Source organism: Brevibacillus halotolerans, assembly GCF_026891775.1.
In the GTDB taxonomy this organism is placed as follows: domain Bacteria; phylum Bacillota; class Bacilli; order Brevibacillales; family Brevibacillaceae; genus Brevibacillus_B; species Brevibacillus_B halotolerans.
The window spans coordinates 33,266-45,460 of sequence record NZ_JAPTNK010000011.1 but is presented as its reverse complement, the minus strand read 5'-3'; the positions used below and the strand labels follow the sequence as shown (position 1 = coordinate 45,460).

At 40.8% G+C, this 12,195-nt stretch carries 11 protein-coding genes; 2 read left to right on the top strand and 9 right to left on the bottom strand.

All coding sequences use genetic code 11. The annotated features are described in order from the left end of the window. The first annotated feature begins 9 nt into the window (after positions 1 to 9). Together O0550_RS14700 and O0550_RS14695 are read left to right on the top strand one after the other, a co-directional pair. Entirely contained in the window at positions 10 to 1,290 is a 1,281-nt protein-coding gene (locus O0550_RS14700; RefSeq protein ID WP_003338485.1) for an ArsB/NhaD family transporter, read from the top strand. A 15-nt stretch (positions 1,291 to 1,305) separates the two neighbouring features. Beyond that, positions 1,306 to 1,584 carry a hypothetical protein gene (locus tag O0550_RS14695; protein ID WP_258426710.1) on the top strand — a complete coding sequence of 93 codons (279 nt, stop codon included), beginning with the start codon at positions 1,306 to 1,308 and terminating at the stop codon, positions 1,582 to 1,584. Positions 1,585 to 1,729: 145 nt separating this feature from the next. Here the strand turns inward: O0550_RS14695 and O0550_RS14690 are convergent, their stop codons facing one another. The 9 genes from O0550_RS14690 to O0550_RS14650 form a co-directional block, all read right to left on the bottom strand. Further along, entirely contained in the window at positions 1,730 to 2,995 is a 1,266-nt protein-coding gene (locus tag O0550_RS14690) for an MFS transporter (protein ID WP_258426709.1), read from the bottom strand. 209 nt (positions 2,996 to 3,204) lie between these two features. Further along, on the bottom strand, positions 3,205 to 4,341 hold the full coding sequence (locus tag O0550_RS14685) for an HAD family hydrolase (RefSeq protein ID WP_163244369.1): 1,137 nt from the start codon (positions 4,339 to 4,341) through the stop codon (positions 3,205 to 3,207). Positions 4,342 to 4,383: 42 nt separating this feature from the next. Beyond that, the gene (locus O0550_RS14680; RefSeq protein WP_258426708.1) at positions 4,384 to 6,162 is read right to left on the bottom strand and encodes an ATP-binding protein; all 1,779 of its coding nucleotides are present in this window, start codon (positions 6,160 to 6,162) and stop codon (positions 4,384 to 4,386) included. Then, positions 6,163 to 6,876: a response regulator transcription factor gene (locus O0550_RS14675; protein WP_003338479.1), complete on the bottom strand. Its 714-nt coding sequence runs from the start codon at positions 6,874 to 6,876 to the stop codon at positions 6,163 to 6,165. Between the two features lie 143 nt (positions 6,877 to 7,019). After that, on the bottom strand, positions 7,020 to 8,246 hold the full coding sequence (gene ccsB, locus O0550_RS14670; protein ID WP_258426707.1) for a c-type cytochrome biogenesis protein CcsB: 1,227 nt from the start codon (positions 8,244 to 8,246) through the stop codon (positions 7,020 to 7,022). Between the two features lie 18 nt (positions 8,247 to 8,264). Next, positions 8,265 to 9,926: a cytochrome c biogenesis protein ResB gene (gene resB, locus O0550_RS14665; protein ID WP_258426706.1), complete on the bottom strand. Its 1,662-nt coding sequence runs from the start codon at positions 9,924 to 9,926 to the stop codon at positions 8,265 to 8,267. 21 nt (positions 9,927 to 9,947) lie between these two features. After that, positions 9,948 to 10,481, bottom strand: a complete 534-nt coding sequence (gene resA, locus O0550_RS14660; RefSeq protein ID WP_258426705.1) for a thiol-disulfide oxidoreductase ResA — start codon at positions 10,479 to 10,481, stop codon at positions 9,948 to 9,950. A gap of 122 nt (positions 10,482 to 10,603) precedes the next feature. After that, positions 10,604 to 11,356 carry a pseudouridine synthase gene (locus O0550_RS14655; protein WP_022583912.1) on the bottom strand — a complete coding sequence of 251 codons (753 nt, stop codon included), beginning with the start codon at positions 11,354 to 11,356 and terminating at the stop codon, positions 10,604 to 10,606. 302 nt (positions 11,357 to 11,658) lie between these two features. Then, positions 11,659 to 12,192 carry a spore maturation protein gene (locus tag O0550_RS14650; RefSeq protein ID WP_003338473.1) on the bottom strand — a complete coding sequence of 178 codons (534 nt, stop codon included), beginning with the start codon at positions 12,190 to 12,192 and terminating at the stop codon, positions 11,659 to 11,661. Between the last annotated feature and the right edge of the window lie 3 nt (positions 12,193 to 12,195).

Genomic DNA, 12,195 nt, shown 5'->3' with positions numbered 1-12,195 from the left:
GAAATCAGAATGGGCAGCCAGGCCTATCTTGCGCTTACGTTCTTTCTTTTCACGTACGCATGTATCATCAGTGAGAAAATTCATCGAACCATTATTGCAATGGTTGGTGCTGTCCTGCTGGTTATAACAGGCATCGTCAGCCAGGAGCATGCGCTTCATTACATTGACTTTAATACGCTTGGGCTGTTGATTGGCATGATGATCTTAGTGGCAATCACTTCTCAAACTGGCCTTTTTAAGTATATGGCCATTAAAGCTGCTAAATTAGCAAAGGGCAGACCCGCCGCAATTCTTATCTATCTTAGCTTGATTACAGCGGTGGCTTCTGCTTTTTTAGACAACGTAACCACTGTCTTGCTGATTGTGCCCATTACTTTTAGTATCGCTCATTCCCTTAGAGTAAACCCCATTCCCTATCTGATAAGTGAAATATTAGCCGCTAATATTGGAGGCACCGCAACATTAATTGGTGACCCGCCCAATATTATGATAGGTAGTGCTGTTCCCAAGCTAGACTTTATGGCTTTTCTAACAAATCTGGCTCCGATCGTCATCCTCATTATGCTCGTAACACTTACTTTATTGTATTTCATTTTTCGTAAGCAATTAGTGACAACACCAGACCTACAAGACAAAATTATGGAACTAAATGAAAAAGAAGAACTGACCGATATCCGTTTACTAGTAAAATCCCTTATTGTGCTAGGTCTGACCATTACAGGCTTTGTTATTCATAATCTACTAGGATTGGAAACGGCTACTATCGCTTTAACAGGTGCATTTTTCTTATTATTGATAACGGGAGAAAATTATTTAGAGGATGCCTTGTTACAGATAGAATGGACAACCCTGTTTTTCTTTGTAGGCCTCTTTATTTTGGTTGGTGGATTAGTAGAAACAGGAGTAATTGATTTACTGGCGAAGAAAGTCATGTCACTAACAGGTGGAGAGGCTATGAGCTCGGCTTTTCTTATTCTTTGGCTAAGTGCGATAGCATCAGCCTTCGTCGATAATATTCCATTTGTAGCGACGATGATACCCTTGATTAAGGGCTTGGGCCATTTGGGTATAGAAAATATAGAACCTCTTTGGTGGAGTTTATCACTTGGAGCCTGTCTAGGTGGAAATGGAACAGTAATCGGCGCTAGTGCTAACGTTATTGTGATTGGATTGGCCATGAAGGATGGTTATCGCATTAGCTTTCTAGGCTTCATGAAGATCGCTTTCCCACTCATGCTTCTTTCCATCTTGATGTCTAATCTTTATCTGTATTTGGTTTATTTCATGTAAAAAGGAGGAAGAATCATGGTTACGTATACGTTTAATGAAACAGCCATCCACATTGAAGAAACACCTAACGAGAAGGATGTTACCTTCCGTGTAGAAATAAAATCAGAGGCAATGCGGGATCGTATCAAAGAATTGCGTAACTATCTAAACAACGATAAAGACTATACAGACGCATTATTTTATACCGATCAGCAAGGAGTCTTTGAAATTATCGTTCGAAATGATTACTATTTGAAATTTTTAACGGAAGCCTTTCGTTTTCATTGTCTAGAATCGCTACGTTGGAACAAATAATAGAAGTGAAAAAATCGTATTCTGTAGTAAAAAAGCCAAGAGCTTAGGAAGATACACCTATTGCCTTGGCTTTTTTGCAATTTATCAACCAAACCAATATGAACACTTGGTTTTTTAAGCTACGTAGCTATTATTTCTCTGCTCGTTACGTTTTTGCTTTACGCCTTCTGGCTATCATACTTGACTTAGAACTACTATCTTCTTTCTTTGTGGTCCCTATTTTTGCTGGTTTAATAGCAAACAAGGAAAGAATTACGGCCACTAAACAGATTCCCGCTACCATCAGAAATAATACACGATGCGAAAATGTAATCAAATAGGCAAATAAAGGCGGCCCTATGGCAACTCCAACAAACCGTGCACTATTGTACAATGCTGTAATGGTTCCTCTCTCTGTTTTTTCAAAGCGTTCCGTCAACAGAGCATCTAAACTTGGAAGTGTCGCTCCTATCCCTGCCCCACCGGCACATAAAAGAATCAGGAACAGATATATGCTCGGCTGGCTAAGGCTAATCCAAACCATACTGACTAGTAGGACCAACATTCCCGAAGTGGACAACCATTTCATTAACAGCTTATTTTCACCAATTACCTTCCCTGTCACATAGGATACGAAACACAGGGAAGCTAATGGTATGGCTAGCACAAGCCCTTTTTTTATGCCTTCCCACTTATACTGATCCTCTAGCACCGACGATAAATGAAAAAGCACGCCAAATAATACAAGCATGGAGATACATCCGATCGCAAATACCGCATACAGCCAACGCCCCTCTGCATGAAAAATAGCCCGAATGGACTTTTTATATTCTCCGAAGCTTTTTGGTTTTTGTTTCTCTCTTGGCGCTTTCACAAAAAAGGCTACTAATAAAAGAGAAAGTAGGCAAAAGACAGGGGTTGCAAAAAAAGGTAAAAACCAGATCAACGAAGCCAACCAAGCACCTAATACGGGAGATAACACTTTACCAAAGGTATTGGATGTTTCAATGATACCTAGACCAGCGCTAACCTCCTTGTCATTTCGGTACATGTCCCCAATTAGTGGCATAACAATAGGAAACGCTCCAGCTGCTCCTACACCCTGTAAGGTACGACCGACTAGAATCATCATATAAGGATTAGCCATCTTCCACGCAACCCAGCCTGAAAGAAGTCCTCCTAAGCCAGCAATCAACAAACTCGGTATGATTATTGTTTTTCTCCCCATACGATCTGATAAAAAACCGGCTAGCGGTATAAGTAGAATGGCTACCACAGAATAAGTAGTAATAAGCATACTTGACTGCAAAGAGGAAATCCCAAGTTTCTTTTCCATTATGGTCAAAACGGGAATAAGCATAGAATTACCCAGTGTCATAACTAGAGGAATTGATGCTACAGACATAAGGTCCCAAGTTTTTTTATCTTCCATATTGATTAGCCAATGACCTTTCCAAAAGTAAAAATGGAGTTGATGGGCATGTGGGTTTCCTCCCTTAGCACATACTTTTTTTTACTATTCCTCTTATTTGTTTCGTTATTAGAGGGAAATGTCTCCAATTTTATTGTTTATGATAAAAAGAAAAAAGCATATGAATACAACCGTGGTTGCTCACATGCTCTTTCTCAATCCAATTTCGATTAAAACTCGATTGTTGCAATCTCGCTTACATCACGCAAAATAAATTCTGCATTTGCTTTTTCAAATTTCTCCCGTGCTTCCTCTCCTGTTAGCCCTGTTAAAGTAGCTGCAAACTGACAACCAATTGATCTAGCTGCCATTAAGTCAGCAACAGAATCTCCAACAACTAGCAAATTCTTACGTTCTTCCTCTGTTAGCTGGCAGGAAAGCGCGGCGGAAACACCTTTTCCTCTAGTCAAGTAACCTTGAAAGTAACAGTATGGATGAGGCTTAGAGAGCGGGGCGGTTTCTGGGAATTGCTGTTCAGCTTCCAATACATGCGAGGCTGTTACAATACAATCCGGGTCAAAAAACTCTAAAATACCAAGCTCTTTTAGTGGAACATACGTTTCGATTGAAGGACGTCCTGTGCCTACTCCTAAACGATACCCACGATCACGTAAGCCTTGTAGCACTTCTCTCATAACGGCTGGTTCAATGATCGGAATTTCGTCTGACAAAAATCCTCTTTTCCCTTCCTGATAAGCTGCTCTGTCTATGGAATCAGCAATCAGTCCGTCGCCCAAATACCATTCTTGGAATGTCTCCTGACATAGCTCCCACAGCGTGCTAGTACGCGCAAAAATGTTCGTGGTTATTCCACATTTTTCATAAGCAATTTGGTTGAGATAGAGTAGCATTTCGCTCTTCTCTACATTTCCTTTTGCAAAATCCGAAACAAAAGCCGCATAGTCAGGTGCAAAGGAAAGTTTTGCTTCTTTCAGCAAAGCTTGAATTTTTTTAATCTCTGCTCGCCCAATCTGATTCGTTAACAGCTCACGAACTTCTTCTTGCTTCGTTTCTTGTAATTTTGCAACAAGGCAAATAAGATGATACGCAACAACTAAGTACACCATATCCCAGTTAGAGTTAATACCTTGAGCTTTCAGAAAGGTCAGCACTTGGTCATTTGCAAAAATCTCGGTTCGGACACGTCTAATCACCTTTTCCTCAGGTGTCGGTGTGAAATCCTGTCCTTCTATTCCGATATATTTTTCGCTAAATAGCATTTCCCAAATGGTCAGAGAAGAGGCGTCAAAATATCTCTCTTCGCTTAAAAATACACCATCCACATCAAATAAAATCGTTTTGTTCATCCCCAAAAAACACTCCATTCTCTCATCCATCTTACTCTCTATCTATGTGATGACTGGTATTGTAATGGTAAAGGTTGTTCCTTCCTTCATCTTACTTTGGACAGAAATTTTTCCGTTATGGGCTGCTACGATATTTTTTGCAATTGCTAAACCTAATCCAGTTCCAGCTCGACCACGCGTTCGAGCTTTATCTGCTTTGTAAAAACGCTCAAAAACAAATGGCAAATCCTCTTGCGGAATTCCACTGCCTGTGTCGATTACCTCAATGGTAATTTTTCCTGCATCCTCATTCTTTATACGAACAGTAATAAGTCCACCGTCAGGAATATGACGAATAGCATTGTCAATTAAATTAGTCAGTACCTGCTCCATTTTGTCCGGATCAATGGAAATCGCGTCATAATCCGTTTGCCTATCAAGCTGGATTTCGATATTACGTTCTGCCGCTCTGTTGGCAAATTTGCGTAACACACGTTCGAAGTAAGGAAGAAGCTCTGTTACTTCTTCATGGAGCTCCACATGCCCTGCTTCCATACGAGCCAAGCTTAGTAATTCATTTACTAGCTTCGTCATCCTAACTGATTCATCATAAATGATTTTAGCTAGTTCCTTATGTTCCTCTGGAGTGGAAGCAATGCCATCTACAATGGCTTCACTGTAGCCCTGTAGCATAGACAGAGGTGTTCTTAATTCATGCGAAATATTTGCAACAAAGTCTTGGCGTAATTTGTCAAGTTTCCGCTCTTTAGTCATGTCCCGCAGTACAGCGACAGCCCCTCGAACTTGATTGTGATCGTATAGCGGTACCATCACAACAGACCAGAAACGCCCTTGTGCTTCAAAATCTTCCATTACTTCTTGTTCTGATAGCAACATTTTTTGATACAATTCCTGAATCGGTAAAGGACGCCCTTGATTTTCATACGCCCAGTCCCGAGTAAAATCTTCTGCCTGAGGATTTGTTAATACGACACGCCCTTTTTGATCCAGCATGATAACGCCATCAATCATACTACGTAAAACAGTTGCCATTTGCTCCTTCTCATGCGACAGAGCATTTACTACATTACGCAGTTTCAGTGTCATAACATTAAAGGCAGCAGCTAGCTCACCGATTTCATCCGTAGATCGAAGCGGTATTTCCGTATTAAATTCTCCTTCAGCGATGCGTTGAGCAGATTGCTTAATCTGACGCAATGGTGAGGTAATACGCGAAGATAGAAAGAACGCGAATACCGTTGTTAAAATAAATCCAATGACACCTACAACAAAAATAAGTTGTCTAATCTCGAGATAAGTACCATTCACTTCTTGGATGGCTTGATATAAAATAAGTGCCGATTTTTGTTTCCCATCAAAGGAAAAAGGAATAGCCATAGCCAGAAACTGCGTGTGTTCAAGACTGTCTGAAGCTTTATCTCCAAAAATCAAACGATTAGGGCCAACCTGCTTTCCTGCAAAAGCATCGTCTATAGGAAATCCCCCGCTGTTTAACAGCTTATCCAGTGTAAGGGACGGTTGCTTTTCATCCGTCGCTTCATGAGCAAGAACGCGTTTTTGCTCATCCACTACCAGTAGACCTGTATGGTATACGCTCATGATTTTGGAAGCCATCTTCAGCATTTCTTTTTGATCACGCACAGTTTCCAGATCGGAAGCAACTTTTGTTCCAAGAAGAGCTAAATCAGCCGACTGCTTTTTCAGATAATAACTGCCAAAGGACTGAACTAGCAGGAGGCTGAAAATCGTAAGTACCACCGCGAATAACGCTATGATTGTCATCCAAAGCTTTCCGACAACACTTCGCAGTATATTATCCACTTATTTTGGCACCTCGAGTTTATACCCTACGCCCCAAACGGTTGAAATCATTTGAGCAGCGTCAGGAGATACTTTGTTTAGCTTTTCTCTCAGGCGTTTGATATGCGTATCCACGGTCCGCAAATCCCCGAAAAAATCATAGTGCCAAACATCTTTTAGTAATTCTTCCCGCGTAAATACTTTATCTGGAGATAATGCTAAATAATGCAATAACTCATACTCTTTTGGAGTTAGATTTACCTCAACACCATTTGCGGTGACCTTATGAGCATCATGATCAATTGTTAACTCTGGAAAAACCAGAATGGAATGACTGGATACCGTATCTGTTTTTAAATAAGCAGTAGCAGAAGAACGACGCAAAATCGCTTTCACACGGAAAACAACCTCACGCGGACTAAACGGCTTTACTACATAATCATCTGCGCCAGCCTCGAAACCATTCACACGATTCGTTTCTTCTCCTTTAGCCGTCAACATGATGATTGGCGTCGCTTTTTGCTCACGAATTCTTGTACAAACTTCGATTCCATCCATACCAGGCAGCATCAGATCGAGCAAGATAATATCGTAATCTTGATTTAAAGCCTTATCCAAGGCTTCTTCTCCATGCTCTGCCTCATCAATATAGTAATTCTCTCTCTCCAAATACATCTTTAGAAGGCGACGGATTCTTTCTTCGTCGTCTACGATGAGGATTCTTTCTTTCTCCACCCAGATCACCTCTGCTACAACATTGAAATTAATTGTTAAAATGAGTACAACCTACTTATCTAAAATAGCCTATACATCTTGATAGTACAAGTAAAAAGCTGGCGTACAACCAGCTTTTTTAACTTGTTAGCAAATTTTTAGAGTTAAGCACCTGCATAAGAGTGCAAGCCTACGATCACCAAATTTACTACAACCAGTGTTACTAATATAATAACAAACCCTAGTACTGCCATCCAAGCAGATTTTTCTCCAATCCATCCCTTCGATAGACGAAGGTGCAAATAGACACTGTAAAACAGCCATACAATCAATGCCCATGTCTCTTTCGGGTCCCAGCCCCAGAAGCGACCCCATGCTTCATTTGCCCAGATCATGGCGAAAACAAGCGCTCCTAAAGTGAAAATGGGATATCCAATAGCAATGGCACGGTAGCTGATCTCATCAATGAGCTCTGGATCAATGTCTTCTAAAGCTGGTTGGATCGCTGCTGCAATCCGTTTACGTAAAATCAATCGAAGCAATCCATAAAACACAACTCCTGACAGCACAGACCAGATCATCGTATTAAATTTACGAGCCGCATCCTTCCCATGCATAAAGGTGGGCGCTTCAAATAATGGCTTGATTGGACCTTCTTTGATGATTTTATACTCTTGTGGTGCCACAATTGCCGGCAATTTATACTCAACCTGCTGCATATTTTTAACAATAGCCGGGTTATTTTCGTCATAAACCGGAAATTCAAAGGATGTTCTTAGGCTTGGTGAGGAAAAGGATGCCGAGACAACAATAAATCCAACCATCATTAAAACAACACTAATGGAAAACTCTAGCCAAAAGGTACTTGCTGACTTTTTGATTTGTGGAATGGTGCGAATTAAGTACATGAGCCCCGCAGCAAAGCCAACCGCCAAAATTCCTTCCCCAAGTGCTGCTGTCGTTACATGAATCTTTAACCAGTAGCTTTGTAACGCTGGAATAAGTGGCGTGATCTCCTTAGGGAATACACTTGCATAAGCGAGCATAATAGCTGCTAACGGCATTGCGAAGGCACCAAGTACGCCTAATTTGTAGATGTAATAAAGCAATAAGAATGCGGCTACAATACATATTGACAAAAAGGAGATAAATTCAAACATATTACTGGTAGGAATACGTCCAGACACGATCCATCTTATGATAAACTGTCCCAAATGGCCTAAAAACCCGATTACAGTGATTCCCACGCCAATCTTTGCATATCGTGCCTGGTGCGCCTTTGCATCCCTGTTAGACCAACGTTTTCCCGTGATTGCTACTGCAAATACGATCGTAGCGATCAAATACAACACAAAGGCCATCAATAATAGATTGCTACTTATCTGTATCAATCGTGAGAACCCCTTTCTTTACGCTTTCTTCTTCGATTTTTGTTTATCTTGTTCAAGAATGAGTTCCAATGGTAACTCTAATTGTTTCACCAGGTTCTTAGCTTCTTGTTGTAAACCAAACCAGTTTTTATTGGTGTGACCGGCTAGATACAGCTCATTATTTGTAACATGCACCCAAATACGGCGATGTTGCCAATAGAAGCCCATGACTAATCCAATCATCGTAATAAAAGCCCCACTGTAGATTAACGGAATCATCGTATCTTTACGCACCAATAGGCCGCTTGAATCAATGATATCAGGCTTATGTACCTCTAAAATGAAGCGAGGCGATTTTGTATTTTCAATAAAACCACCAGCTACGTATGCTAATCGTTCACTTTCATTTGTTTTGGAATCAATAATTTCCAGTGCAACCATCGGATTATTTGGTAAAGTCGTTTTGGTCGTTGGTAATCCATCTTTGCCCAACTCAAAATCTGGGAAATAATCCATGACACGAACAACGTAATGATTGCCTACCTTTTGTTCCTTTTTCGGCTCATACAAATCAATTTTGAACGAACCTATTCTTTTTTCTTTTTCTTTGGCATCATATAAATCAAAATTAAGAGCACCCAGCATTTGTTCTCGACGATCCAATTGATATAAAAGGATACCCTCGTAAGTCAATGGATGATTAACAGTAATCGATCCTCTCTTGACCTCCACCAATTTGGGCTTGGCTCCTGCTAGCCCATCATTTTCATTTTTGTATAAAACGGCATCAGTCTGGTAATTCTTCGCGATTACTTGCCCTTCTTGCAAAGGAAGATCTTCAGCAAATTCATCCTTTGTATAATATTCAGTCTTATAATCTAAATTCTCAATATAGAACTCTGTTCCCGGCACTTTTACGGTTTGCCCTTCACGCACCCAAATCGTATCCTCTAAAAAGAATTGTGGGACGCCACGCAGCAAAACACCTAACAAGAAAATAATCAGTCCAATATGATTCACATAAGGACCCCATCTGCTAAACCTTGCTTTTTCTCCCAGTAGGGAATTACCTTCCCGATAAACGCGATAGCCTTTTTTCTTATACCAGCTCTGGACTTGTTCAAGCTTCTCTTCAACGGAAAGTCCCTCAGGCAATACCGTATCAGCATGTAATTTCTGCCCTTTATAAAACGATAGGTGCTGATTCAAACGTGGTTTATTCAAAGCTTTGTACAGTGGAATTACCCGGTCTAAGCTACAAATAACCAATGATATTCCGATCATTACCAGTAAGCTAACAAACCACCAGGACCCATACATCTCATGAAAACCTAAGGCGTAATATAACTTGCCAAAAAAACCGTATGTTTGTTCGTAAAACAAAGCTTTGCTTGGTTCATCCAGCAACGGGACTGGTACGTATTCCAACTGCGGTAGGATCGTCCCAATTCCTGCCATTACTAAGGTAATGATTATTATGATGATTGCGATTTTTACAGACGAAAAGAAGTTCCAGACTTTGTCCACCACCGTGGTGGAATAAGTCTGGGAACGACGCGCTGTTCCTTCATAACGCATATCAGGAAACGCTTTCTTTTCATCTAACTCTTTAACAGAATGCAAAAGAGGTATACCGCAGGATTCACACAAAAGCGTCCCCACCGGGTTGGTGTGTCCGCACTCACATTTTCTCTGATCCATGTTCGTGTCCTCGCTTACGGTTTAATTTGTCTTCACAGGTCTAATCTTTTCTAGCGCGGAATTTATTCTTTTTTCATCCATTTGTCCAATGATGATTTCTTGAACGATGCCAGCCTGATCAATATAAAACGTACTAGGCATTTTTCCGATGTTATATGCTTTTGTTACTTCTTTTTGCTTATCCATCAAAATGGGAAACGTGGTATTTACCTGACGGACAAATTGCTCAGCAGATACCTCCGACTCTCCCACGTTGACTCCTACGATTACAATGTTTTGATCCTTATTGGCAAGCCATGCTTTTTCTAAGTCGGGCATTTCATTTCTACAGGGTTCACACCAAGAGCCCCAGAAATTAAGGATGACTCCCTTCCCTTTTAGATCAGCCAATGTCATCGTTTCACCCTCTAAGCTTTGTAAACTGAAATTAGGCGCTCTATCCCCTTTTTTAATTTCATTTGGCTTAGCAAAGCTTGTGTACACAGCAAAAACGAGAGCAACTAACAAAACTCCCAAAATAGCAACTCGCATTGATGTTCTTTTTTGTTTATTCACATTTGTTCACCTGACTTTGTTCAGAATCATTCCAATTATTACTCATTCCTTCTTTATTATAGCTTGCCGCTATTTTAAACGAGTTGGATATTTTGAACAACTTTTGAACGATGTGCTATTCATCACAAACGTTTGTTCGGTTTCTTTTGAACTTTTTTTAACTCACTCCGCAATCGTTCTACTTCTTCCTTTTTTAATAACCGATATGTACCAAGGCCAAGATTGCCTAGCGTAAGAAAGCTAACCTGAATTCGTTGCAGGGTAATTACGGGATGTCCAATTGCTTGACACATTCTGCGCACTTGACGATTGCGGCCTTCATGAATGGTCAGCTCAATTAAGGTGCGATTTTTCTTGACATCTCGCTCCAAAATTCTAGCTTTTCCAGGAGAGGTCATTCCGTCCTCTAGTTTAATCCCCTTAGCTAGTCGAGAGACACTTTCCGATGTAGGCATCCCTTTGACCCAAGCCCGATATACCTTATCCATCTCAAATGACGGATGAGCCAAACGATTAGCCAATTCCCCGTCGTTTGTCATAATTAAGAGACCCGATGTATCAAAATCTAAACGGCCCACTGGATAGACCCTCTGTGGAATTTGTTTAACCAGATCACGAACGGTTTTACGTCCTTCAGGATCACTCATGCTTGTAATGACTCCTGTAGGTTTGTTAAGTAAGAGATATACATGTTCTTCTTGTGCAATGGACTTATTATCAACCAGAATTTGATCTACAGAGGCATTTACCTTGGTACCCAGCTCGGTTATCACTTGTCCGTTTACTTTTACTCTACCTTGCTTAATCAGTTCTTCACAGCTGCGACGCGAGGCGACACCCGCTTGTGCCAGCACCTTCTGCAAGCGTTCTTCCATATAGACCACCCCTCACACATTCTACCTATTTCCAGCAGGTTGGACAAGAGCACGGTTGACAAAGATTGCAAATTACTCATACACGAGCAGTTTTTTTAAGAAAAACACAATGAATCCCCCACTGCTATTGTGATTATTAGTCTTGTCATAAGGGGTTAAAAAATATGTTGTTGGTTGTCTATAAAGATTGCACAGAACAAAACAATGAAAAAAGCTTGTATCACAGTTTACCAGCAACCACTGACACAAGCTTTAAAACATTCAGATGCAGGAGTACGCTCATGCGAGAGGGAATAGCCATTTTAGGAAAAAATATAGGAAACAACCACTAGAGAAGCAACTACACCAATCAAATCTGACCATAGGCCTACCTTTAATGCGTACAAGCCATTTTTGATCCCCACTGCCCCGAAGTACACGGTCAGCACATAAAAGGTTGTATCAGTGCTTCCCTGCATCGTAGAAGCAAGTCTACCAATCATTGAATCTGGTCCAAATTGCGCAATTAAATCCGTTGTGATAGCGAGCGACCCTGTACCGGACAAAGGACGCAGCAAAGCCAATGGGACAATTTCCGAGGGAATATGAAGAATGTGGAGGACAGGCTTCATCGCTTGGAGCAAAATATCTAATGCACCTGATTCTCGAAACAAAGTAATGGACACCATCATCGCTACTAAATGAGGTAATATTTTGATGGTTGTCACAAGTCCTCCTTTAGCTCCTTCTACAAATGTTTCATAGACTTGCACTCTTTTATACCATCCGTAAGTTAAAACGAAAGAAATAAAGACTGGAATTGCCCAAAGCGAGAAGACATTGATCAGTGAGTACAAGCT

Coding starts and splice junctions, on each gene's coding strand:
- O0550_RS14700 (WP_003338485.1), top strand. CDS start 10: ATGGGCAGCCAGGCCTATCTTGCGCTTACGTTCTTTCTTTTCACGTAC.
- O0550_RS14685 (WP_163244369.1), bottom strand. CDS start 4,341: ATGAACAAAACGATTTTATTTGATGTGGATGGTGTATTTTTAAGCGAA.
- O0550_RS14695 (WP_258426710.1), top strand. CDS start 1,306: ATGGTTACGTATACGTTTAATGAAACAGCCATCCACATTGAAGAAACA.
- O0550_RS14690 (WP_258426709.1), bottom strand. CDS start 2,995: ATGGAAGATAAAAAAACTTGGGACCTTATGTCTGTAGCATCAATTCCT.
- O0550_RS14655 (WP_022583912.1), bottom strand. CDS start 11,356: ATGGAAGAACGCTTGCAGAAGGTGCTGGCACAAGCGGGTGTCGCCTCG.
- resB (WP_258426706.1), bottom strand. CDS start 9,926: ATGGATCAGAGAAAATGTGAGTGCGGACACACCAACCCGGTGGGGACG.